14 protein-coding genes are annotated in these 25,224 nt (G+C 51.1%); all 14 read right to left on the bottom strand.

Translation table 11 applies throughout. From position 1 onward, the window contains the following. Positions 1 to 222: 222 nt before the first annotated feature. The 14 genes from FHS19_RS27475 to FHS19_RS27410 all read right to left on the bottom strand — a co-directional run bounded on the left by FHS19_RS27475 (position 223) and on the right by FHS19_RS27410 (position 25,216). Positions 223 to 2,469: a helicase-related protein gene (locus FHS19_RS27475; RefSeq protein WP_183585092.1), complete on the bottom strand. Its 2,247-nt coding sequence runs from the start codon at positions 2,467 to 2,469 to the stop codon at positions 223 to 225. A gap of 351 nt (positions 2,470 to 2,820) precedes the next feature. Continuing rightward, positions 2,821 to 3,231 carry a hypothetical protein gene (locus FHS19_RS27470; RefSeq protein ID WP_183585090.1) on the bottom strand — a complete coding sequence of 137 codons (411 nt, stop codon included), beginning with the start codon at positions 3,229 to 3,231 and terminating at the stop codon, positions 2,821 to 2,823. A gap of 165 nt (positions 3,232 to 3,396) precedes the next feature. Next, on the bottom strand, positions 3,397 to 4,119 hold the full coding sequence (locus FHS19_RS27465) for a response regulator transcription factor (protein ID WP_076174607.1): 723 nt from the start codon (positions 4,117 to 4,119) through the stop codon (positions 3,397 to 3,399). A 4-nt stretch (positions 4,120 to 4,123) separates the two neighbouring features. Next, a complete protein-coding gene (locus FHS19_RS27460; RefSeq protein WP_089549739.1) occupies positions 4,124 to 5,278 on the bottom strand; it encodes a sensor histidine kinase in 1,155 nt (384 codons plus the stop codon). A gap of 92 nt (positions 5,279 to 5,370) precedes the next feature. Next, positions 5,371 to 8,085 carry a stalk domain-containing protein gene (locus tag FHS19_RS27455; protein WP_183585087.1) on the bottom strand — a complete coding sequence of 905 codons (2,715 nt, stop codon included), beginning with the start codon at positions 8,083 to 8,085 and terminating at the stop codon, positions 5,371 to 5,373. Between the two features lie 294 nt (positions 8,086 to 8,379). Further along, the gene (locus FHS19_RS27450) at positions 8,380 to 12,375 is read right to left on the bottom strand and encodes an Ig-like domain-containing protein (RefSeq protein WP_183585085.1); all 3,996 of its coding nucleotides are present in this window, start codon (positions 12,373 to 12,375) and stop codon (positions 8,380 to 8,382) included. Positions 12,376 to 12,666: 291 nt separating this feature from the next. Next, positions 12,667 to 13,869 (bottom strand): methionine adenosyltransferase, encoded by a 1,203-nt coding sequence (gene metK, locus FHS19_RS27445; protein WP_183585083.1) that lies wholly within the window; start codon positions 13,867 to 13,869, stop codon positions 12,667 to 12,669. A 206-nt stretch (positions 13,870 to 14,075) separates the two neighbouring features. Continuing rightward, entirely contained in the window at positions 14,076 to 14,348 is a 273-nt protein-coding gene (locus tag FHS19_RS27440) for an alpha/beta-type small acid-soluble spore protein (RefSeq protein WP_183585082.1), read from the bottom strand. Positions 14,349 to 14,461: 113 nt separating this feature from the next. Continuing rightward, on the bottom strand, positions 14,462 to 14,998 hold the full coding sequence (locus FHS19_RS27435) for a hypothetical protein (protein WP_183585080.1): 537 nt from the start codon (positions 14,996 to 14,998) through the stop codon (positions 14,462 to 14,464). Between the two features lie 99 nt (positions 14,999 to 15,097). Next, the gene (locus FHS19_RS27430; protein WP_183585078.1) at positions 15,098 to 18,118 is read right to left on the bottom strand and encodes an S-layer homology domain-containing protein; all 3,021 of its coding nucleotides are present in this window, start codon (positions 18,116 to 18,118) and stop codon (positions 15,098 to 15,100) included. A gap of 454 nt (positions 18,119 to 18,572) precedes the next feature. Next, complete coding sequence (locus FHS19_RS27425; RefSeq protein ID WP_183585076.1) at positions 18,573 to 18,914, bottom strand: hypothetical protein; 342 nt, start codon at positions 18,912 to 18,914, stop codon at positions 18,573 to 18,575. 133 nt (positions 18,915 to 19,047) lie between these two features. Beyond that, the gene (locus tag FHS19_RS27420) at positions 19,048 to 22,986 is read right to left on the bottom strand and encodes an S-layer homology domain-containing protein (RefSeq protein WP_183585074.1); all 3,939 of its coding nucleotides are present in this window, start codon (positions 22,984 to 22,986) and stop codon (positions 19,048 to 19,050) included. A gap of 230 nt (positions 22,987 to 23,216) precedes the next feature. Continuing rightward, a complete protein-coding gene (locus tag FHS19_RS27415) occupies positions 23,217 to 24,338 on the bottom strand; it encodes a glycosyltransferase family 4 protein (RefSeq protein ID WP_145028081.1) in 1,122 nt (373 codons plus the stop codon). Positions 24,339 to 24,451: 113 nt separating this feature from the next. Continuing rightward, the gene (locus FHS19_RS27410; protein WP_312887346.1) at positions 24,452 to 25,216 is read right to left on the bottom strand and encodes a WecB/TagA/CpsF family glycosyltransferase; all 765 of its coding nucleotides are present in this window, start codon (positions 25,214 to 25,216) and stop codon (positions 24,452 to 24,454) included. Between the last annotated feature and the right edge of the window lie 8 nt (positions 25,217 to 25,224).

The following is a 25,224-nucleotide window of genomic DNA, read 5'->3' as shown; positions in this document are numbered from 1 at the left end:
CAAACAGTCCGGACAGCCGATGGCACGGCCGCAGCAGAGGCAGCGGGGCTTATGAATCCAGGGGATCGCCTCCGCACAGGTTCGGCAAATGCCCGGCCATTCCCGGACAAGACGGCTAACACTGCCGCAGGTCAGGCATATTTCACCGGGCGGAGACAGTAAATACTGCATCATATGTAACAAGGAACTACTGGACTTCAACTCATTATTCCTCCCATCAGCTTATCGCTTAATTGGCTGCTCCTTCAAATACCCGTGCTTGCCGGCAATCCGGTTCATCGCCTTGATCTGGCTCACAGCCAGCTTTTGGGACAATGTCCACTGGGATGAGGCAAAAATGACCCTTCCTGCCGGGTCCTCGGAAGACCGCCCGGCCCGCCCGGCCATTTGGACGAGCGACGCGTCGTCGAACAGGCTGCTGTCCGCGTCCAGAATATATACGTCGCTGCGGGGAACGGTCACCCCCCGCTCCAGAATGGTCGTCGTGACGAGCAAACGGATGTCCTTCTTACGAAAGGCCATAACTTTCTCACTCCGCTCCGCATCTTCCGAGGATGTCCCTTCCACCGAAATATCATTGAATCGGCGACGAAGAATCTCCACCAGCGGTCCGATATGACGTATCCGGGAGACGAACAAAAAGATCTGCGCCCCCCGATCGATCGACCGGCGAAGCTCCGCGGCGAGCGGTCCCAGCACCTTCGGCTGCCGCAGGCAGGTTTCCACGCTGCGCATGGCGATCCGCTTTGGCACGGGCAGCGGGTGGCCGTGGTACCGGACGGGCACCTTGGCATGCGGCAGCGTGCCCCGGGACACCTCCCGCTGCAGCGGGCGCGGCGGCGTCGCCGACAGGTATACAAATTTCCCGTCCGGCTTGCAGGCATGCTGCGCCGCATAGGCCAGCATGGGGTCGTTGTGGTAGGGAAATGCGTCGAGCTCATCGATCACCACCAGGTCAAAGGCGTGGTAGAACCGCATCAGCTGGTGGGTGGTCGCAAGCGTCAAGGCGCCGCTCTCCCAGCGCTCGGCGCTGCCGCCGTACAGGGTGACGATCCGGACACCGCTGAATGCTTTGGCCAGGCGTGGGGCGAGCTCGAGCACCACGTCCCGGCGCGGCGTGGCCACAAGCACGCGCCCGCCCACCGCTAGCACGGAGTCGAGCAGCGGAAAGATCATTTCGGTTTTGCCCGCGCCCGTCACGGCCCACAGGAGGAAGCGGGAGGGCGCGATGCTGGTGCCGCTTCTACGCCCGGCACCCCATCTCGGCCGCATCCAGCCGGTGCGGCCGCCTGCCGCGGAGCCCCTTCTGGGCGGCTCCGCTAGGAACCCCAGCGCAGCCCAGGCGGCATCGCCCTGGGCTGCGCTAAGCCCCCACCGCCCCGCGACGGCGGCGGTGGATTCCCCGGCCGTGCCCCGCACGGCCGGATCCACTGCTGTGCGAAGCAGCAGCGAGCAGGCGCGGCTGCGCCCAAGCGCGAGGCATGCCTCGCAGTAGGCGCAGGCCGCGAGGCCGCACGCGGCGCATGCCGTGCGGCCCGTGGCTTCGCTGCCGCAACGGCGGCAGCGGGGGGCTTGGCCGCGGCCGGCGCGAAGCGTGCCGCGGGGTCCCTTGCGCGGGCCGGCGGCAGCCACGCCCGCGTCCAGCGCCAGCTGGCCCTGCAGGTAGGCCAGCTGCGCCGCACTGTGCCAGGCGCCGGCAAGCCCTGGCGCCCGGTCGGTCAGCAGCGAGTCGACCTCCGCTGCTAGCAGCGACCTGCCGCGCAGCCTGTCCACCAGCTGCGCGGCCTGCTCCGCAAGTACCCTAAGCACAGCCGGATCCCTTACGTCACCTGCCCACTGCCCTTCTTCCGGTTGACGCATCAGCTCCTGCCATACGGCAGGAGATAGCGGCTCGCCAAGCTCCCAGCGCCACATTCCTGGACAACCATCCCCGACCTTTCTGTCATTGCTCTTGAGGTTGAATCCATCCTGCACAGCTCTTTCATAGCCCTTGGCTTTGAGTCCATTCCATGTCGCCCTGTCATCGCCCTTGGATTGGACCCCATCCTTCGTCTCCCAGCCATAGCCCTTGGCTTTGAATCCACCCTGCGCCGTCCCGTCATGCCCCTTGGCCTTGAAGACATCCCGCTCCGCCCGTACATAGCCTTTGGGTTTGAGCCCACCCCACGCCGCTCCGTCATTGCCCTTAGGGTCTAGGCCATCCCGCTCCATCTCCTCCCTCAACTCCGCCTCCAACCACCCCTTCCACTGCTGCAACTTCCAGTGCGCCATCTCCGGCGTGCCCACAAAATTCTTAGCCACCTTGCAAGCCCAGCCTAGAGGCATCTCTCCCGACAGCAAAACCATCGTTCCATCCTTTTCGGCATTCCTGCTTACGCACTCCCACCATACGATGTCGATACGCAGGTCCAGCGAAATTTTTATCCTCCACCGCTGACCTTGCCGGATGGTATATACAGCGACACGCATGCGTCCTCCCCCTTTCTTCCTCCCCGTTTTGGTGAACGATACATTGGAATATCCGATCCTCTATATATGGAAACAATCAGAAAACCTCAATCTCTTCCAGAATTTTTTCCGCACGAATTATTTGTAAAATCTACCTAGAATGAACTAAAGAAATGAATAGGCCGCTATCGGGCCGTTATAACAAGAAGTTCAATGCATAACTTCAGTTCAATCTATACAAGTCATTAGAAATCACTGACCCTTTTCCGCCCAACGCAAAAAAGCACACCCCCGGCTTGTCGCCTCTGGAGTGTGCTTCACTCTGTATTCTGCATTATGCCGCCTCCCGGCATGAACGCAGTTCCCTGCGTATTAGACATAAGGAATGCGCTCCGCTTCATGCGGCTTTCTTAAATCAATCATTTCCGAAATCATGCCGTCATCCAGCACCAAGGTACCTGCGATATCTCCGTTCTCCACGGAGGACTGCATCGGGACGACGGACAGTTCCATACCTGCGGTTCCGTGCATCCGGCGGACAATTTCCACCGTCTGATCTGTGGACGCTGCATCCAGCACCGTTAGACGAAGCCTCTTACCTGAAACGAACGAATACCACCCGAATGCCCGGATGTACCATTCGATCTGTCCCTCATGGTTGGACGTTACCAGCGTATAGTGAACCCAGGGTGAACTTTTGCGCTTCTGCCAAGCATGAAATAAGTGAACCGCCGCAGCCGCCAGCACGTATACCGCCGTGATCCACAAAAGCGGAATCATCATGCAGACTCACCTCCTGTATACCCACACTATATGCGGGTACAAACCGGACGGTGAATGATAAAGGCCGGATCGCCCACACCTCTGACGAAAGGGGCATGAGCAAGCGTACAGTGGAATTTTTCACAAACTTTGGCAGGGACAAGCAGCCATCCCAAAATTATGGTATTAGAGCGTAACCCAACCGTATTTAATCGAGTTGATGACTGCTTGCGTACGATCGTCGACTTCCATCTTCTGCAGGATGCTGCTGACATGGTTCTTGACCGTTTTCTCGCTAATGAATAAAAACTCTCCGATCATCTTGTTGCTCTTGCCTTCCGCCATCAGGCGCAGCACTTCGGCTTCCCGCCGGGTCAGCGGATTGTTCTCGCCGGCCACGAATTTGACGCCTGCTTCGCGGACACCGCTCTCGGTCATGGCACCCGTTTCGTTCAGGAAGGTCATGCGCCGCAGCTGCTGAATCAGCTTGCCGGTCACTTTCGGATGAATGAATGCATAGCCTTCCTGAACCGAACGGATCGCATTGATCAGCGACTCGGCTTCCATATCCTTGAGCAGATATCCGTTCGCGCCCTTGCGGAGCGTCTCGAATACGTAACTCTCATCATCATGAATGGATAGAATAATGACCTTTACATCCGGAAACAGCTCGCGGAGCTTCTCCGTGGCCTCCACACCATTTTCCACAGGCATATTAATATCCATCAGGACAATGTCGGGTTTGATATCGTTGCAAAATTCGAGCACCTGAATACCATCGCCGCATTCCCCGATGACCTCAATGTCTTCCTCCATGTTCAAAATACGCTTCAGACCCTCGCGAAACAGTTGATGATCGTCAGCCAGGAGGACCTTAATGGTTGTTTTGCCGGAATCTCTCGTTTCCATCCAACTACTCCTTTCCCTTTTCCACGTTCGTTGGGATATGGATAATGATCTTCGTGCCCTGGTTCTCGGCCGATTCAATCTCCATTCTCCCTTCGAGAAGCTCTACCCTCTCTCGCATTCCGATTAAACCGAAATGATCCTTGCTCTTCTGTTCCAGAAGCTCGACTCGGAATCCAAGTCCGTTGTCTTGAACGACAATTTTAACCATCTGCGCTTGATATGTAATTTCAATTAACACATAGGTTGGGTGGGCATGCTTCGCCGCATTGCTCAATGCTTCCTGGACCAGACGGTAGATCGCCGCCTCCATTGCAGAAGAAAGACGATGCTCTTTCCCTCTCGTTTCGAACATGGTACGGATCTTGGTCTTCTCCTCATAATCGTGCGCGTATTTACGCAGCGTCGGGATCAGTCCCAAATCATCGAGTGCCATAGGACGCAGATTAAAAATGACCTTGCGCATTTCTTCAAGGCTGGAGCGTACCTGCCCCTTCAAATCTACTATTTCGTCCTGCACCATCTTAAATTCCTGCTTCAGCAGCATTCTTTCCACAATTTCGGTTCTCAGGACCAGGTTAGCGAGCAGCTGCGCCGGGCCATCATGGATTTCACGGGCGATGCGTTTGCGCTCTTCTTCCTGCGCCAAAATAATTTTCAGACCGATCACCTGGCGGTTCTTGGCCGTCTCGATGATCCGGGTCACTTGTCCCAGCTCTCCCGACAGGTATTCCATGACAACGCCCATCTGCGATCCGATGGATTCGGCACGTTCTATCGAATTTTCGACACTTCTCACCCGCTTCTGGAGTTCATCGCGTCTGGCTTTCAAATACATTTCCTTCTCGCGATAAATCATCACATCAAGCTGCAGCTGCGTCGCTTTCTCGTAGGCCTGCCTAATATCATCCTCTTTGTACCGGACGAAGTCCCGGCTGACCTCGGTCAGCCGGATCCGGGAGCGCCGGTAGTTCAGCTCCAGCTGATCCACCTTCTGCAGCGTATCCACGGTTTCCTTCATCACTAACTGCAGTTCCTGATTCAACGTGAGCAGCTCGTCCCGGGCCGTCTCGAGAATCTCGAACATCTGATATTTGCTGTTTTCAACCACCTGGATGGCATTCTTAATGACTCGGTCTATCGCATCGGCTTGAAAATCCACGAATTTCTACTCCATTTCTAACCATTACAGTTCTACATAGAATGAGCTGCAGTCACAATTCCTAAGTTCATTTCTATACATATCATACCATATCATGATTGGATGGTGATGGTCTTCGTGTTTTGTTCCCAATTTACTTGTAATCCTAATTGCTCGGAAACGAGCCGAAGTGGGACTAAAGTACGACCTTGGGTAATAAATGGAGCGACTTCCGCGCTTTTACGCTTGCCGTTTAGGATATATTCCTTTTTGCCGACCGTCAAGTCCATCAGCTTGCCGCCCCGGAGGACGCTGATCCGCTGATTGGCTGAATCCCAAGTGGCTTGTCCGCCAAATGTATCCAGTACGTATTTCACCGGAATGTAGGTCGTACCATTCTTTATGACCGGCGCAGCGTCCATAGATTTCTTCTGACCGTTCGACATATACGATTTCTGCCCGACCGCCATGATCACCTTGCCGGTTGGAAGGCCTGCCTCGCTGGACAGCGAAGGCATCGTGAATTTAATGTTGTCAAAAGCAACCGTACCCGTCTTCGCCCGCTCGTCCTGCCCATCTTCGACATTCACGACGTAGAGGCGCTTCAGCTGGGCCGGGAAGGCGATGCCCAGGCTGCTCAGGTCCACGTTGATCGTCTTCCAGCCCGTCCAGTCAATGGCTTTGGCCAGGTCGACGTAAACCGTCTGTCCTTTCGCGTCCGTCAGCTCGGCACGCATCCAGTTCAGGCTGCTGTCGCCCATTGCGTCGATCGACATCGACGTGGCCGCCGCATTGATGCCTTTGCCCGATGTTCCGTTCAATTGTGCATAAGCATACATTTTTCCGGTTCCAGCCGTCATGTCATACTGCAGCTGAAGCACCTTGGAATTGGCGTGGTCGCCGGTTCCCTGCGTCACCTGTGCCGATCCGGTCACCTGGCTGCCGCTGTTCGTCGTAAAATCGATCGGGTATGTGACGTTTTCGAAGTTCTCCCACATGTCTTCGCCTGCTACCGACAGTACGACAACCGTGCTGAAGCCATTATACCGGGCAATGGCGTAACCGACCTTCGTAATCGCATTTACCGAAGCGACGGTCAGCTTGTCATCCTGCACACTGCCTTTAAAACCGATGAATTCCCACTTCAGGGACCCGGCCGGAACCGTAATGCTCTGCCCGTCCTTCGTGACCGCCGTAACCGGCACCGATACCGTGCTGCCCGCCTTCAGCGGAGCTGTTGCCGTACCGACGTTCAGGGCGGACAGGTCGTCCCCGCCGATGACCTTCACCTGCATGCTGGCGCTGGCTTTGCCGTTGACCGCGGTGATCGTCGACGTTCCTGGCTTCACGCCCTTCAACGTTTGTCCGCTGACCACGATGTTGCCGTTGCTCGACTTCCAGGCCGGCGTCAGGCTGGACACATCGATCGGGTTGTAGTAGGTGTCATAGCCCTTTAGCTGGAACGACGCCTGCTGTCCAATCAGGATCGCGGAAGAACCGCTAATTTTCAGGCCGAGCAGGCTGCCCTGCGGCGCCTCGGTGTACACGCCGACAGCGTTGACGACGCTGCGCTGGGTCGTGCCGTATTCCGTATTAAACGTCAGCTGCGTATTCGTTTCGCCGAGCGGCCGGTCCACCATCGTCGTGGAGCCGCCTCCGTCCAGGTTCATGCCCTTCCAGACGCCGACCTTGACCATAAAGGTCTGCAGCTCGGACAGCGACATGCCGGAGCTGTTGTCGTTCTTCTCGACGGCTACGATGTACGCGTAACGCTGATCCTTCGAATATCCGAGCGCCGTACGGGCGCGGTAGCCGCCTATGCTGGACACGTCGCGCGAAAAGGCCGACGCCGCTCCGTTGTTCACGAGAATCGTATGCCCGCCGATCATCATCTGCAGGTTTGCCGGGTCAAGCGACTGGCCAGACGTTTTGGACAGCAGCTTGTAGTCGGTTGTGATCGTTTGGCCGACAGCCATATGGTTGGTTACGAATTGTGCCGCCGTTCCATGGGTCCGCAAGATGTACCCGTCCTCCGGCACCGCGAAATCGAAGCCGCCCGGCTCGGAAATCTGCGTGATCACATTGTTCTGTACCAGGACCTCAACCGGTGTCGTGGAGCTGTTCTTCGGACGAACCGGCGACTTCCAGGCGCTTGTATAAATATACATGGCATTCGCATGGCTGTAATTCGAAGTTCCGCTCTCCGGCGTGTAAGATGCCTTGTTGACGCCTGCCAGTGGGAACGTAAAGCCGTCTTGAGCTGTCACCGTTCCGTCAAACGAAAATTGGTCGATGACCGGCGTGCCGCCCTTGGTTACCGCAAAAGAATACATGCCCTTCAGATCCGAAGGCGTCGATACCAGTTCCCCGCTGGTGACCTGACCCCCGATCGGCGCCCCGTCTCCGGTCGTATTAAAATAGTCCCCGTTCACGCCCGCTACCGCACCGGTCTCTTTGACCATGCCGCCGGTGCTCTGTTTGGTGGTCAGCTGACCGTCCTGGCCGTTCATGACGTCCATCTTGACGTTCGGATTCTGCAAATCCACTTTGATGACATCCGCCAGCGCCGTCGCCTGTTTGCCAGAGCGTGTGGTTGTAAATTTGTACTTGGTCAGAATCGCTCCCGACGTGACCGGGCTCTCACTGAGCTTCGTGACGGTCGCCGCCGTGGCCGCGCTGGCCACTGAAGCGATGGAATGTCCGTTCAGCGGGATGCCGCTGCCGATAACCGGCGTAATAAACAGCAGGCCAGCCAGCGATACGACCATCCACTTCTTGCCTGCACCCTTCTTGTGCTCGTTCCCCATGCGATCATTATGCCATTTCATGTACTCTTAACTCTCCCATCTTCTTCATGCGCGATGCTATTCTATCGTTGTTTGTTCATAAACAGGACCAACCGACTATACATGTTAAGCATGAGCTCACAGACTCTATGATCTAGGTCCAGTATGAACTCCCTATTAAATAGACTGAAATTATCCAAAAAAGTTACGGAAAATTAATCTTTTTAGCAAAATCCACCGGAAAATCCCACAAAAAAGCCCTACCGAAGTAGGGCTGACGTACTGAAATGGAAACTCTATGATTTTGTGAGAGATTTAGCCTGTTTACTGCTTTGGTTACAAATACCCGATTTTCTCCAGCAGACGCTGCAGCATGACGGCCGCCTGGGCGCGGGTCGCATTTCCCCGGGGCTGGTACGTGTTCACCGTAACGCCCTGAATAATGCCTTCCTTCAGCACGCGTGCCGCGGAATCGGGATACTGGATTTGCTTGCTGTCCTTAAACACTTTCAGGTACGTGGACGCCGGATAGTTCAGCGTCGAGTTGTATCCCGCATAGTTCATGGCCCGGACCATCATGATCCCCATCTGCTCGCGCGTGATCGAGCTGTTCGGCTTGAAAGATCCGTCCGTATTGCCGGTGACGATGCCGGCTTTGGCCGCCGCCCCGATATAGGCGCTGGAGCCGATGTTGACCACGTCATAGAAACGGTCCGCGCTCTGCGCATCCCCTTCTAACCCGAGGGCTCGAGCCACATACTCAGCGAATTCAGCGCGGGTTATGCTCTGATCCGGGGCAAACAGCGTATTGGTGCGGCCCTCGATGACCTGCTTGGCGGACAGTGTGCTGATCGCGTCTTTCGCCCAGTGGTTGCCGAGATCGCTGTAATACTTGTAGAACGTCGCTCCGAAAACGGTGAAGTTCCCCTTCACCTTGGCATGGAACACCCTATGGCTGCCTGCCGTGTCGATCACGCCGGGAACGTAGGTCAGCTTGCTCGCTCCACTGTCGAAGCGGACCAGGCTGGACCGGCTGTCCTGCAGTGTGCTGTTCGTCCTGACGAGAACCTCCCCGCTGAGCTTCATCTCGCGCGGATTGTTCGGCGAGCTGTTGTTCACGGCGGATACATAGAAGTCTACGGGCTCGGTGATCTTTTGGCTGGAGCTGGTGTTCAGCTTCTTGCTCAAATCCGCGGCGGATTCCGCCGACAGCTTCTCTACCGTGATGTTGAGCGTGACGGAAGAGCTGCTGGCATTCAGGCTGCTGGCAATGTCCGGCAGGTTTATTTTGCTAAAAGGTACCATATACACGGCGTCCCCGGCTTTCACCGCCAGCACCGCGCTGCGATCGATATTATAGACTTGCTGGAGCGTGTCTAGTGGGAACGTAACCGATGCTGAGCTCAGCCCGACTGCGGCATCCACAACGAGCGTATGCAGCTTTTCACCGGAATTCAGCATATATTGGTAAGCCTGCTTCAGCTTCTCGCCATCGACCCGGTACTGCTTAATATATTGATTGTTGCGGGACTTTACGTCCGACACAGCCGTCGCCTGATTGCCAAGTGCAAACATGGCCTGTCCAAACTCTCCCGCCTCCATCAGTATCAGGTAAAACGGACGGTTGGGATCGGTCGATCCGCTGCCGGTCGTCGTGCCCGTGTTGCTGACCGGAATTTTGTTAAAATACTTCAGATAGGTGCCTGCGCTGTCCCTGAGCGGTGTTGCGCCTGGAATATAGGACAGTTCCACCTTTTGGCCGCTGATGACCGGACTGCTGAGCTTGATCGTCAGCGTGCTGCCATTGACCGAGGCGCTGGCCAGGGAGCTTGTCGTTCCGTCCACCAATACTTGGAACTGGGTTACCGTAACGGAGGACTGGGACACCAGCGTTTTATTGAACACGACCTGGATCGTATCTCCCTGCACCACCGCCGATTGGATGTCCCCCATATCGAGCAGCGTCGTAACGGTAACCGGCTCCAGGTTCAGGTATCCGGCCGAGTTCCCGTTCAGGTCCGTCAGGCGCGCGGTACCGGGTACGTACGAGATCGTTACCTTATTATCTTTGCTCAGTGTTGACGTCAGTGTCAGCGTTACCTGGCTGCCCTTGATCTCCACCGCAGTCACGTAATTCGGCACATTGTTGACCAGTACGGAAAACTGGCTTTTCATCGGTACATTGGTCGTGCTGAGCAGCTCGTTATACGTTAGGACCAGCTTGGTGCCGCCGCCTTCCGCCTTGTCCAGGACCGGAGGTTTCGTATCCCAATAGTTGCGGACGATGTAATCTGTGAATTCGGCGATATTTTGTCCACGGGAATCCTGAATCGGATACGCCCCCGGTTTGTAGCTGACCCGCACCACCTGCCCGTCGCCAACGGACGTGTTCAGCGACAGCGTCAAGGACTGGCCGCTTTGACTCACGCTTTTGACGCCCATGCTCGCTCCGTCCGCCGTTACCGTGAACTGCTCATAAGCATAGGCAGAAGGGCTTTTCAACGACTGGCTAAAATACAGCACCACCGTGCTTCCGGAAATCGTGCCGCTGGTTGGCTTTGGCAGCGCAGAATCCACGCCGTTCACAACCTCGCGGGCCCCAAAGGCCGCCGCCGCATTCCCCGCCGTATCGCGGATCGGGCTGGAACCGCCGCTGTAGCTGATTTTCACGTTTTGTCCGACGGCGACGCCGGTCTCCAGAATGACATAGACGCTGTCACCTGAGGTATACACATAACTGATCCGCCGCGCTTCATCGTTCACCGTCACGTTAAAATTGGCCGTCGATGGCCAGGAGTCCGAATACAAAGCTTCATTATATACGAGCCGGATGGTGGTGTTGCTGTACATCTCGCTGCTCTGCAGCACCGGAGCCTGCTTGTCCGATGTGTACGTCTGGAACGTCCAGCCCGTACTGCTTGTAATCCCGGCATAGTTCATGCCAGGGTTCTGTTTGTCGTAAAAAGCCCCCGAGTCAACGGTCACGTAATAGGACGCGTCCCTGTCGAGCGTGTAACCGGACTGCAGCTGGATTTTGGCCTGGGTCCCGCTCACCATGACCGTCACCGGAACACTGGCACCGTTGGAGGATTTGCGGAGCAGTACATTCCCCGAACCGCGAACCACTTCCCGGTTAAAATTCATATACAGCGTCGTGTCCACCGCCACGTTCGCGCTTCCATTAGTTGGAGAAAAGCTGGTCACGGTTAGCGGAGTCGTGCTGCCTGGCGCCGCTGCCGTGGTGAAGGTCCAACCTGTGGTCGAAGTAATCCCCGTCACGTTGCTGCCTCCCCGGTCCTGAAAAGCTCCTGTAGGCACAATCACATAATACGATGTCCCGTACGCCAAAACGCTCCCCGGATCGATCGTCACGACCGTAGACCCGCCGCCTGTCACCTGGGTGGATTGGACGTTAATCGAAGTCACCTTCGTACCGTTTGATTTTTTATACAAATCAATCGTACCTTGCCCCGGATATACCGGGTTGTTAAAGGTCAGCTGGAGCTTGCTGTTCGTGGCGATCCCGGTCGCTGCGCTTTGCGGCGATTTGGCCGTAATTGCGGTATCACCCTGCGTCGTAAAATACCACTGCCCACCTGTCGTCAACCCTCCGAACGCTTGTCCATCCAGCGTGGTGATCACACCTGCAGGGATATACACGTAATACGTTGTGTTTTTGTCCAACGAACGGGATAACGTAAAGCTTATCTTCTTCCCATCCACTTGAACCCGCGAATTCGTCTGTCCCTGCGTCAGCGTGATGGTATCCACCACTTGGTTGTCAGATGCCCGTTTGATCTGTACGCTGCCGCTGCCCGTTTGGATTTCTTCATTAAAAGACAGCTGCAGTGCATCAGTTGTACTGGCCCCGATGGAAGCCACCTGTGGCGCGTAGTCCACGACAGCCAGCTTGCTTAGCGTGGTGAACGTAAACGTCGACTCGCCTAACGGATCAATATCGTCCTGGAACACTCCTTCTTCAATTGTCACCTGATATTTCGTCTGGTAGGACAGCCATTTGCCTGCAGGCAGCTGGAAGGTGAATCTAGTGGAGAGTGCTGGATTCGTTGAATTCATAGTCTTCAAATCGTTCAGACTGAGCTTAATCTGGTTTGCTTCATCTGTATGAGCCAAATCGATGATCCGAACGATCGGGTCTTTCGTTGGATCGCCGGATGGATCGGCAATATGTACGTTTTGGTTAAAGGTCAGCTGAAAATCCGGACGTCTCCCGACTTCAATGGCCTCATCTGCCGGCAGCGTGGAGACAAGCGGTGCACTCGCTTGAGCCTGCACTGCCGCAGCTGCTGCAGAAACGGTACCTCCTCCCATTCCTCCTGTGATTCCTATGTCCAATGCCATGGCGAGTGCTAGAATGCATGCCGTTATTTTTTTCATAGAATGGCTTAAACCTACCTTTCCTTGTATTCCGCCCCTGTGAAACGAAACATACCGCACCTTTTTCACAGGCATACGCTTATACTTCTATGTCGGTTAAAATGGAAAGGAAGTTTAGCCTATGGCTGGAAACGCTGAGTGATAGGTATGCAAAAAAACCTCAGTCCGGCTGTTAGGCCAAACTGAGGTTTTAAAATTTCTTCTATATATAAGTAGCTGCTTCGATTACAGACCGGCTTGGGCACGCAGCTCTTCCGCTTTATCCACGCGCTCCCAAGGCAGATCTACATCGGTACGGCCAAAGTGACCGTAAGCTGCGGTTTGCTTGTAAATCGGACGGCGCAGATCCAGCATGCGGATGATGCCGGCTGGGCGCAGGTCAAAGTTGGCGCGAATCAGCTCAACGAGCTTCTCGTCGCTTACTTTACCTGTTCCGTACGTATCGACGTTGATCGATACCGGAGTTGCTACACCGATTGCGTAAGCCAATTGGATTTCGCATTTGTCAGCCAGTCCTGCAGCAACGAGGTTCTTTGCTACATAACGCGCTGCGTATGCTGCGGAACGGTCTACTTTCGTCGGATCCTTACCGGAGAAGGCACCGCCGCCATGACGGGCATATCCACCGTACGTATCCACGATAATTTTACGTCCTGTCAAACCAGCGTCCCCTTGAGGTCCGCCAATGACAAAACGACCCGTAGGATTGATATAATACTTTGTCTCGGCGTCAAGCAGTTCTGCAGGGACAACCGGCAGAATGACTTGCTCTTTCACGTCTTTCTGGATTTGCTCCAACGTCGCATCTTCCGAGTGCTGCGTCGAAACAACGATCGTATCCACACGGACAGGCTTGTCGTCCACATACTCGATCGTCACCTGCGTTTTACCGTCCGGACGCAGGTAGTCCAACGTACCGTTCTTGCGCACCTCAGCCAAGCGGCGGGCAATCCGGTGGGACAGCGCGATCGGAAGCGGCATCAGTTCAGGGGTTTCGTTAGTCGCAAAACCGAACATCAGACCTTGGTCGCCTGCACCGATGTTTTCAGTTTCCTTGTCCACCTGGGCAGGGTCACGGCTCTCCAGAGCGGCGTTAACGCCTTGAGCGATATCGGCCGATTGCTCGTTGAGTGATGTCAACACGGCCATCGTGTTGGAGTCAAAGCCATACTTCGCACGGGTGTACCCGATTTCTTTTACTGTATTACGAACAATTGCAGGAATATCTACATATTCAGATTTCGTACTGATTTCACCGATGACGAGCACCAGGCCGGTCGCAACCGACACTTCGCACGCCACGCGGGCATTCGGATCATTTTCCAGAAAAGCGTCAAGAACCGCATCGGAGATCTGGTCGCAAATCTTGTCCGGATGTCCTTCCGTAACGGACTCGGATGTGAACAGATGACGTCCTTTTACAGACATTGTATCAACCTCCTCTAAGGGTATTATAACAACGGCAGATAAGTTCTAAACAAAAAATGAACCTTTTCCGCAAAGGAAAAGGTTGTTCTACAATCCTCGTATGTCATATTAACGTATTTGTCAACCCATGTCAATGAAAGCAGATGCAACATGGGCTTCGGAAAATGCTGCATGAGTGCTTCTATGATCAGCGTTGAAATGGCTGGTTACAGCAGGTTTTGCTGTGCCAGACGAACGAGACGTTTCGTCATTTCGCCGCCCACTGAACCGTTCTCCCGGGATGTCAGATGAGCCCCGTTCACACGGCCAAATCCAATGCCTCCAGCTTCACCCAGGTCTGATGCAAACTCGGTGTCCGCACCGTTAAAACCTGCAGATCCGTACGCCGCACCCAGCCCAAACTCGGCAGCGATTTCGTACTTCATTTGATTCAGCATATTCCGGCTTTCCGGTACCACTTTACGATTACTTCTTGCCATGATGGATACACCTCCTGCAAATATGGTCTTGCAAGAGTAGTATTTGTCATCCGGCCGTCCCTAGACGTATAAATCATTGTTACTTCTGGCAAAAATAAGCTTATGTAGTGCGATTATTGGATCGAATAACCGCCACGAACCATAACAGTGAGGCTGGATTTAACGCCGTCTTGTACCATGATGCCGCGTCCGGCTCTTGGGAAGGACATGAGATGGTTATTTCCAACTGCTTGTCCATTAGTTACGTCTTTACCATCCGTAAGGTCCGCAACGCCATTGGAGTCCGCACTGTAGATAACGGCATGTCCGTTACGAACGATAAACTCAGCACCTGCAGCAGCGATCAGTTTCTCACCTGGTTTTACGGTGACGATTGTGACTTGGTCACTTGATGATGATGAATTATTATTTCCGGAATTGTTATTTCCATTATCCGTTGGTGTGGTTGGCGTCGTAGGCGTTGTTGTTCCTCCGCCCAACGCTTTTTGAATCTGTTGGTCAACGTAGCTCTTCGTCACGACCGGATCATCGGCTGTGCCGGCTTGGCCTGTCACACCTGCGCCTTGAGCGGTGATGTCAAAAATGGAGCCTAGGGCTACGCCTGCGGCGAGAACGATTACGGTAAGGGATAGTTTGGTGATGGATTTCATGGGGACCTCCATTATTCAGAATAGTTAGGATTCTAACAGTAGAAAAGCCCCTCATAAATTTATGAGGGGCTTGTTTCTGAAGCAAGTTTGATACTTATCTTACTTAACTTCTTTTACATCGCTTCCTTCAACAGCGTAAGAAGAGATAGTCAAAGCATTATTGTTATTATCAGTAATTGCTTTGGCAGAGCCATTCTTAGAGCTGTCAAACTTCAGTGTTACAGTATCGTTATCTCCAATAACATTGGAGTCAGCCGTTGCTGTTACAGTGATTGTATCACCTTTTACAACTACGTCGTTAATAGTTGCATTATCACCATTAACATTGAGTGTAAACAAGCCTTTAAGGAAGTTTACAGTCACATCTGCGGATTGTTTCAAAGATTCATTGGCAGTGATTTCAACCGTGTAAGTTTTATCGGTTTTTGTGAATACTGCTCCCTTAGAACTTGGCGCAATACCGTCTTTAACAGCTAGTTTCAGGTTAGCATCAATCTTGTTACCATAAGCATCTTGTGTCGATGGGGAAGCAACTGTTTTCAACACTACATCTCCAGGCACTTGTGCATTCAAAGTACCACTTGCAAAAGCCAAGGTAAGTGTTTTCTTATCATCGCTTTGAGTATACGAAGTAGGTCTTCCAGACTTACCAGATTCTAATGTTCCTTCCAGGAAGAAGTCACCAACGTTGACATTAGAAAGAGGAGCATCAAATTTAACCTTCACTTCGTTACTGCTTGTAGCGTAAACTTCACCCGAAACAGTAACAGCTGAAGTTTTAGCCAATACTTTAGATACAGTGAAGTTACCTTGGCTAAAGTAGTTGCCGTCAGCATCTGCAACATAGCTTGCTTTTACTGTTACATCGTTCCAACTTTCAGCTGGAAGTGCTGTATTTGTAGCTGCAATGCGAACTGTGTTAGTGCTGATCAAATCGATGTCATTGCTATCTTTAGTGAGCTGGAACTCACCTTTCCCTTTAATTTCAACAAAATACTTAGCGGCATCCAATGCACTACCCGCACCAGAAGTGCTCAATGTTTTGTTGAATTGGAGATATACATAATTTGGTTTGGAACCAGTGTTCACATCTGCCCATGCACGGGAGATTTCACCGTTTTGGACAGTGTTAGCAGCCAAGGTTACAGTGTAAGGAAGTAACACATTGCTTACATAAGCTGTATCTTTAACGCCAGCTGCAGTCAAAGTGTAAGTCTTAGATGCGTCAAGTCCAGTACCCAGGTTTACAGTTACTTTCTTAGTACCTTCATTGTAGCCTGGAGTGATTACTGGATGACCATTGGAATCCACGCCTGTTACGTCAGCGATCGTTCCGTCAGCGTTTTTGAGAACATAGTTGTCCTTGTTTGTTGCCGATGCAGAATCAAGCGATTTGCTGAACTGCAGTTCAACATAGTAGTTGTTTCCGTCTTTGTAAAAGTTGGAACCAATTACAGTTGGACGAACAGTATCTAATGTAGGAGTAACTGTTGTGTCCAAATTAGCAGTGTTATTACTGTAGTCAGTTACACCAGCAATATGCAAAGTGTTTTCTGTATAGTTCAGCGGATTGCTGAAATTCAAAGTCACTTTGTTGTCGCTAATTTTAGCGATTGTAGCTGTGTTGGAAGATACATTTGCATAAGCGCTTGTTACGCTCTTGATTGTTTCGTCGAATTCAACTACCACTTGTTTCAGGTCGTTGGATTTTACGGAAACAACCGTTGGAGCTGCAGTATCTTCAGCTACAGTGAATTTGTTTTCAGTAGGAACGATTTGCAGTCCGGAGTAGTCTTGCACACCACTTACACGAAGAGTGTGGTCTCCAGTTGTCAAATCAGTTGTTACGATTGCAGTATCTGGGTAAACGTATTTTACAGAAGCTGCAATTACGTTTCCGTCAATACGGAAAGAGCTAGCATTTACTGTATTTCCATTTACCGGTTCGCTAAACTTAACTTTGAACGCTTTAGTTCCCAGACCTTTAACTTCGGTAACTTCAGGAACAGCTACGTCAATTGGTGTAAAGTTAACGCTTTGAGAGATCGTTTTAGTTCCGTCTCCAGTTTTAACGTTGTTAACTTTCAGCGTTGTTTGCTTTTGGTTAGACAGTGCAGAAGAAGTTTCAGCAACCAACAATGTTACGGAAGTTTTGTCAGCAGACAAAGTTGCACTTTCGAAAGCCACGTTGCTGATCGAATAGTTGTTAACATTCTCAGCTGTAGTTTGATCTACAGTTCCGTCAAATTTAACAACCAGCTGCTTCAGGCTTCCAGCAGTCACGGAGTCAACTTTAGTAGCTGCAGTGGATACCCAAGTTACTTTAGCTGTGTATTCGTTACCAGCTGCGTCCTTGAATTTCACTTCAGTTTCTTTGTTGGCTTCAAGCGGCTTGTCGAGTTTAACCTTTACTACTTCGCCAGTAGAAAGTGTGAACTCAACGTTGCTTGGGTCAACTACTTTGTAAGTAAAAGTGATATTAGTCGCTTGGTCGATTGCGTATGCAGCTTCAACCAATTGGGAACGGCTAGCGTTTGCTTTGAAGTTAGCATCTTTAGAGATGAGGCCTTTGTCGATGGCTGCTTGAACATATCCTTTAGCCCAGTCAGCTGCGTTGTTGTCTGGGTTTGCAGGAACTTCAAGTTTCAGCGCACGAGTCAGAACAGTCGCCATTTCTTGGATGGTTACTTTTCCGTTATAGTTGAAGATTTTCTTCACGCTGTCTTGACCTTGCATGATACCAGCAGCAGTTACTGCTTCAATGTAAGGTACTGCCCAGTTCTTGGCGTCGTAACCTTTGTCTTTGTAAGAAAGAGTTCCAGTTACTTCTTTCAGTCCAAGAAGCTTCGTGATGACTTTCGCGAACTCAGCGCGAGTCATTTCTTTTTCAAGATGAGCAGATCCGTCTGGGTAGCCGTTGAAGATACCTTTAGCTGCCAGAGCGTCGAATTTTTGTTGCGGAGTTACTGCAGTATCACCAAATGCTACAGATGCAAACATGGAGAATGCCATTGCTGTAGACAGAGCGACTGTCAAAATTTTCTTCATAACCTTTTTTTCTCCTCCTTGAACATTCATCACATTAGAGTTTTCTTTAAATAGGTAGCTCTTGTTACTCATTAGCCAGTGCACCCCCTTTCCCGAGTTGAGCATGGTTCATATAAATGATGTCTGTGACGATATCACAGAAACTGGTAAACTTGTTAACGAAAGCGGCAAAAAATAGAGTAGATTCCTAATCCTACCTAAGTATTATACAATGGGCCCCACACAGCGTAAAGATAATTTTTCTAAAAAATAGACATCTTTCTTGCTGAGGTGAATGTTGGTTGAATACCCATCGTAATTGACTCTACATCTTAGACGCGTGTGTTTCTAAAAAGTTGCACCTTTTTTAAAAAAATTTCAAAATTGTTACCGTACATGAATAAAAGACGTCAGAAGACCTGTTTGTCCAAGAAATATCTGGAAGACATTAACCTTTTCTTGCTTGCTTGAAACAAGGAAAACAAAAAAACAAGGCACCGATTGGCACCTTGTTGGTCGCTGTAAATGAGTCAAAAGTTACAAAATATTAACGAATTTTCATGGCAAGCTGAATGATCTGAGCGCGCATTTCCGGGCTAGTATTGAGGTTATCGTACATTTGCTCAATCGGCTGCTTGTTCTCACGGTAAGTCTTTTCGTGTTTGATTGTCGAATGAGACCATTCAATGAGTTCGTTTTCGGAAATGACCAGCTCGTTATATGCATCATGGAATCCGGTCTCCATTACGAGACCCTCCATTACTTCTTGCGTAACTTCTCTCGTTTTCCGAGTGATTTCGATTTTCTTCTCCAAAATGCTAGCTTTATTCTCAAAATTGGTCTTTGCTTTCAGATAATCCAGCTGCGCCTTCGAATAGATCGGTTTCATAAGATTGCCTTCACCCTCTAAGATAAAATATCGTTCTACGCCATTGTATCCTAATTTCCGACAAATTACAAAGAGTTGAAATTGGAAAAAGATAGCCTCTTCCCATAAATTAAGGGTAAGAGGCTTCTCCGTACTAGCTTAGATTTTTAGGGAAGATGCTGGTGCTCTTCTTGAGCAGCTCAACGGCAATCTTACCGGCTTCCGCACGCGTCATGCTGCTCTGCGGGTTTAAATTATAAGAAGGTTTCTTCTGCCCGGTAATCGTAATCGGTTGGCCAGCCATGATTTTAGCGCTCACAACAGCTGAAATACCAGGACGCGCGTAAATATCAATTTTCCCTGAATCCTGGAACTGCTTATCCAACGAAGCTTTAAGCTTATCATCATTCGTTGGCATTTTCAGTTTCAGTGCACGTGCAACCATCACAGCAGCCTGTTCACGTGTAATCGGTTCTTCGACACCAAAGTACCCTTCGCCAATACCTGTGACGATGCCGGCTCTTGAAGCTGTCTCAATGTATTTGAAATCCCATGTATCCGTCTTGGCTCCAGGTACGATATCGAAATAAGTCTGCACATTGTTATCATAATTCAATGGAATATCGAGACCTTTAACCAACAATGTGGCAAATTCTCCCCGTGTCGTCAGGTCATCCGCACCGAAGGCGTCAGCTTGAACGTTGGACATAATGCCTTTGGCATAAAGAGCATTCAGAATGTCTCTCGCCCATGGATGCTTCGTAATATCACTAAATCCGCGGCTTTGCTTCATGACGACATAATAGCCCGAGTCATCAAAAGGAACCGTAATCGTATGAGCTTTAGTGTTTACGGCACCCCCGACGTTTTCCCATTCCGCTTTGTCCGTAAAACGGAATACGGTCACGGTTGTACCCGCTGCATCCACTACGTCCGGGTTAAACGCGATGGTCAATGTACCCCGCTGGGAAGGTACGATTTTTCTTTCCGGCTCGAGGATCGACAGATCTCTGAAGTTACCCTCAATAGAGTATGGCGCCAATCCATTTGTTGATGGCTTATAACCAGGCGTATCCGGAGATCCTGATTCCCCTAATCCGGCGCTAATCCAATATACGTTAGATACTCGTGTGAAGTTGTAAGTCTTGGCCGTGGAATTGAAGAACTCCAACAGATCAACCGGCAGCTTGATCGTTTCCTGACCATTCGGCGTTCTTTGGTCCTTGTTCAGGCCGATCACGTCACCGTAATCGTTCTTTCTTTCCAGGACTCCGTCTTTCGGATCGGCAATGCCGAACAGATACTTGTTATCAGGATAAAACTTAGCGACTTCCCCTACACCGACGTTCGCCGATTTCAGCACGGTACCTTTCGGGAAGGCAAGCTCCAACGCTTTATTGAATGCACTGTACTTGGTTGCCGGTTTTTCCGTCATGTATTGAGAGTCCACGGTCACAGCGCTGGTGTAATACACATTTACCGTTTGAGTAATAGTCTGTGTGTCTCTCACAATATCAATTTTGATACTCGTAGACTTATCCGGTTTGAGTCCTACAAAATCATAGAAGAAGCGGTCATTCATATCCGTTCTCTTGGTAGCCAGGTTTTTGTTAATCAGAACCTGAGTGGCTCCCTCAGCCTCGATATCGAAACGGACAAAGTTTTTATTCACCACGATCTGATCCCCTACTGTTGCTTTCGGGGACAAAATACGGAACGGTGCCACGACACGCGTAATCTCTAGACGCTGGCTGGAGCGCGCTCCTGTACTGTTGATCAGCTCCAGATTGTAGACATGACTTCCCAGTGCTTCAAACGGAATGTTTCGAATCCGCAGCAGGAACTTCCCATCGATCATGGCCAGATCATAGTCATAATCCTTGCCATTGTACTGGAACTTGTCTGTTTTGATCTCTGTTGTTCCTGATGTCACTTTCGATAGATCAATATTTTGATCCAAAGACGAGAAGAATTTTTGCGATCCGAGGTTCAGGTTGATGATTTTCGCGCCGCCGCCTTGAATCACCAAGTCGTATTTCAATTGGCTCGTCTCATAAATATTGTCCTTATATTCGAACAGCGGCGAACGTTCCAGAATTTTATCCAGCTTCGGATTGCTTGTCGTCTGTCCCAAGTTCAATTGGCTGAACGATTCGCGGTTTGCATCATCCGCAATGGAAGGCTGGAACGTTGTAATATTCGAAACATTCGTATCTACGATATAAATCCGGAGTTCCTTGCGGACGCTGCGAGTGTTACCTTTGCCGTCCATCGAAGAGCCAGTCAGAACAATCCGGTTCTCTCCATAATAAAGAGGACCCGATACATCAACCGTAAGATTTAAATCAAAGGTCTTGGTTGTATTGTCAATTTTAAAAGGTGTACTGAGCTTCAAGTCAGCTCCCGTAAGTCCGTTGACGAACAATTCGGCATTTGAGATGTTTTCAAAATCTCGGTATTCACCCTTCAGCCGAATCGACGAAGTTCCCTTGCTGGAGTCAATTTCAAACGTCTGTCCGTCGTAAAGATTTTCTACATAAATATAGTTCTTCGTGGCATATGTGATATTGACCGTATAATAAGCGCTGGAGTCATTGAATTGGAATCTCACCTGCTGCTTGCCGTTGGAGAATCCGGTTACTTTGTATACGACTTCGTTCTTGGCCAAATCAGATGGTTGCGAGCCAGCCTTAGTTACATTTACGCTGCCCGTAGGAAGGTACTCGGCCTTCAACACCGGCTGCGGGGTGATGCCATCTAAATTCTGGTCTGCTTGGACGAGCACGTAGAAGGAGTCGGACTCAAGTTCCGTTCCATCCAACGGCAGTACACTTGTATCGGCCAGTGTATTGCCTTCCTGATAGCCCTTCAGGTATTTCATATTCGTAATGCCGACCTCACCAGGCAGGTATTTGAATATCAAATCGGTAGCGGCATCAATCTTGTTGTCGTAGGAAACACCGAGCTTAATTTTCTGTGCTACAACACCAGCAGCAAAGGCTAGCGAGTTCACTTTAAATGTAACAAGACGATAAGCTGGTGTTACTCCGTCTGGTGCTGGAATTGCAACTTCATCTAATACAGAGTAGTCCGTATTTGGAGTTAAAATATTGTTATCGATCAATACAGTACCCGCATCTTTAAACGGCTTTCCTGTGTCATCAAGGAGAACTCTTGCGGTTAACGTACCCGAAGGCGTTCCATTTTGGCCGTTATCAGTAACGGTTGGCGTGTTATTCAACAGGTTGTAATCCTTACCGTTATAGTTCATGTCCAACGTTACGAACGGACTGTTCTTGTCATAGTAGTATACTTCACGCGTTACAGATACCGAGTCTGAGCCATTTTTGATCGTAATCGTCAGCGTGTTAAGACCCGTTTTCAGTTTCAACGCAGGGGAAAAGAACTTACCCGTTTGCGTTAACGTCGATACCAGTGGCGTATCGCTGTTCACGGCTACAGTAACATCCGTTGCATTTTTGACATCCCCTTGAAGGGTTACGGACTGCTTGTCCGAGACAACCTGAGTCCCTTCATTGAGATAAATCTCCCCAAGGCTGGATCCCAGCAGCTTCAGGTTTTGGACATAAGGTACTTGGTCAAACAAAACGTAGAACACGTCAGAGCGGGTAATTCCGTTTTGCGAGCCTGACAAGGTAATCTTGTTGAACCCAGGGAACAGGGATAAGTTTGTCGCTTTAAATTTTTGGGCCGAAGACGAAGTATCCTTCGTAATATTCCCGTCTTTAAAATGGGCCGAATCCGTTACCCACTCAATACCGCCGCCCTGCAGAGTTTTAGAGCTCAACTGCTCCACTTTTGCTTTCAGCGAATCTTCAGTAACATACGCATATGTACCGGTGATTGTAAGGGTAGGGCTGCTGGATACATATACATTTTCTCTGCTGATTTGCGTACCGGAAGTATCAGTCGTTAATAAAGAAGTTTTTCGCAGATCCAAGTCATCCGGTATAAAATATGTGGCCGGCTGCGCGGGCGCTGCATGCACAGGCTGAGCTAAACCTGCAGGAAACAATGAAACGATCAATGCCATAAGCATGATCCAGACATACGTCTTCTTAATGCGGTGCATAAATGTTTGATCTCTCCTTTTCGCCTAACTTTTGTGAGATTTCCGGTAATCATGACTGGAAATTCCAATTGATTCTCTACTCTTTGTATCGGATACTTTCTACCTATTTTTTAGGTAAAATTAGAAAAAAAGTCCCCCCTTTATGAATTGAAGGGCACAAAAAAACGCCGCACCCTCAGGTGCGACGTTCGCTTACTTTATATATAATTGCATAACGCTCTTATCTTACCCTAATTATGACGGTTCTCACTAACCTTCATCCGCAGCCTTGCGATCAGATTCAGGATCGGCCGCTTCGTCTTGCCGACGAGGCCGATGATCTCTGCGCCGATTTGCAGGAAGAACATCATGACACAGATCACGACGAACGTGACCCAGTTCGCTTCATACATCGCCGCCGACGACTGGATGACCGCCAGGACGCCGAAGAACGCGGCGATACCGTACACGATCAGCACCGACTGGCGGTGGCTGAAGCCGATTTCGCGAAGGCAGTGATGCAGGTGGCCCTTGTCCGGTGCGAAGATCGGTTTCTTCTGCATCCAGCGGCGGATGATCGCAAAGAACGTATCCGACAGCGGCACGCCGATGATGATCAGTGGGGTGATAAACGAGATGATCGCAATCTGCTTGAATCCAAGCAGGGAGAGCATCGCCAGACAGAAGCCCAGGAACAGCGACCCCGTGTCCCCCATGAAAATCTTGGCCGGATGGAAATTGAAATACAGAAATCCGACGATGGCGCCGAGAAGCAAGAGACACAGCATGGCAACCATCATGTTGCCCATCAGCAGGGACATCACGAGGATGGTGCCGATCGCGATGCCGGATACGCCGGCTGCCAAGCCGTCGAGACCGTCGATGAGGTTAATGGCGTTCGTTACGCCGATAATCCAGATGATGGTCAGCGGAATGGAAATCCAGTTTTCCAGCGAAGAATAGTTATCAGCAAACGGAATATTTACAAAGTCCACTTTGATATCGAATCCAAACACGACTACGCAAGCAGCAATGATCTGCCCGAGCAGCTTCACCTTGGCCGACAGTTCGAAGCGGTCGTCGAGCGCGCCGATCAGCACGATCAGCGTTCCGCCCAGCAGGAATGCCTTAATAAAGTTGGAATCCCGCATCGTGAAATGATCGGCGACAAACGGAAGGACTGCGAACATGGCTAATATAAAAGCAAGATATATGGCTAAACCGCCAAGCCTAGGCATAATTCGCGTATGCACTTTTCGGGCATTCGGTACGTCCACGGCTCCGATCTTCACCGCCAGCTTCTTGACGAGCGGCGTCAGGACCAGTGCCAGGATGAGTGACACGATACATCCGATGATGGCTAGCATTAACATGTGATTGTTCAACCCCCAATTGTTCTACCGGATTGAATTATACTCTGATCGAAAAATAAAACCAATCCCGTTTTTTCGCAAAATATTGGGTTATTCAAGACGATTTCATCTTTTTATCTGGGTTTTGTCAGGTTTTCTTTATCCCGCAGCACTTTCACTACGAATTTCGGCAGCGCAAGCATTCTTTTGGCTCGCGTCGGCTCCTTCAGCAGGCGGTATAACCACTCCGCCCGCAGCTGCTGGAACAGCTTGGGAGCCCGCTTGGACTTGCCGGAAATGACGTCGAAGCTTCCGCCGACGCCCATCATGACCGGTACGCCGAGCTGCTCCTTGTAACGCGAGATCCACGGCTCCTGCGTATCCACGGCACGTGCCACGAACAGGATGTCCGGCTCTGCTTCACGGATCGCCGCGATCACATCGGCGTCCTGCTCTTGGGAAAAGTAGCCATCACGAAATCCCGAGATTTGAACCCCCGGATACTGCAAATGTAACCGCTCCGCGGTCGCCTGAATCACTTCGGACGTCGAGCCGAGCAAATACACTTTCCAGTGATAGTCTTCTCCGACCCTCATCAATTCATGTAGGAGGTCAAAACCTGCAACGCGTTCCTTCACGGGCGATCCGGCTTTATCCGCCGCCCATACCACTCCCGTCCCGTCCGGGACGAGCAGATCGGCTCCCTTCATGACGTCCATGTAAGCAGGGTCCTGAAGGGCCGTCATCACCATAATAGGATTGGCGGTAATGATCTGATGCGGCCGGCGCTCACCCGACTGGATGAGTCCGGTTAAATATTGAACGGTATCGGTCATGCCCCATCGGCTCACCGGTATGCCGAAAATCGGCACCGTGGGCACTTGGCTTGGTTGGTTCACGCTATAAT

It is taken from the genome of Paenibacillus rhizosphaerae, from assembly GCF_014192015.1.
Lineage (GTDB): Bacteria > Bacillota > Bacilli > Paenibacillales > Paenibacillaceae > Paenibacillus_AQ > Paenibacillus_AQ rhizosphaerae.
Note: the sequence above shows the minus strand (reverse complement) of the source record. Positions and strands in the feature narration are given on the sequence as shown.

What these genes read in the sequence shown, in the direction of transcription:
- FHS19_RS27475 (WP_183585092.1), bottom strand. Translation starts at nt 2,469, where the DNA reads ATGCGTGTCGCTGTATATACCATCCGGCAAGGTCAGCGGTGGAGGATA.
- FHS19_RS27470 (WP_183585090.1), bottom strand. Translation starts at nt 3,231, where the DNA reads ATGATGATTCCGCTTTTGTGGATCACGGCGGTATACGTGCTGGCGGCT.
- FHS19_RS27465 (WP_076174607.1), bottom strand. Translation starts at nt 4,119, where the DNA reads ATGGAAACGAGAGATTCCGGCAAAACAACCATTAAGGTCCTCCTGGCT.
- FHS19_RS27455 (WP_183585087.1), bottom strand. Translation starts at nt 8,085, where the DNA reads ATGAAATGGCATAATGATCGCATGGGGAACGAGCACAAGAAGGGTGCA.
- FHS19_RS27450 (WP_183585085.1), bottom strand. Translation starts at nt 12,375, where the DNA reads ATGGGAGGAGGTACCGTTTCTGCAGCAGCTGCGGCAGTGCAGGCTCAA.
- metK (WP_183585083.1), bottom strand. Translation starts at nt 13,869, where the DNA reads ATGTCTGTAAAAGGACGTCATCTGTTCACATCCGAGTCCGTTACGGAA.
- FHS19_RS27440 (WP_183585082.1), bottom strand. Translation starts at nt 14,348, where the DNA reads ATGGCAAGAAGTAATCGTAAAGTGGTACCGGAAAGCCGGAATATGCTG.
- FHS19_RS27435 (WP_183585080.1), bottom strand. Translation starts at nt 14,998, where the DNA reads ATGAAATCCATCACCAAACTATCCCTTACCGTAATCGTTCTCGCCGCA.
- FHS19_RS27430 (WP_183585078.1), bottom strand. Translation starts at nt 18,118, where the DNA reads ATGAGTAACAAGAGCTACCTATTTAAAGAAAACTCTAATGTGATGAAT.
- FHS19_RS27425 (WP_183585076.1), bottom strand. Translation starts at nt 18,914, where the DNA reads ATGAAACCGATCTATTCGAAGGCGCAGCTGGATTATCTGAAAGCAAAG.
- FHS19_RS27420 (WP_183585074.1), bottom strand. Translation starts at nt 22,986, where the DNA reads ATGCACCGCATTAAGAAGACGTATGTCTGGATCATGCTTATGGCATTG.
- FHS19_RS27415 (WP_145028081.1), bottom strand. Translation starts at nt 24,338, where the DNA reads ATGTTAATGCTAGCCATCATCGGATGTATCGTGTCACTCATCCTGGCA.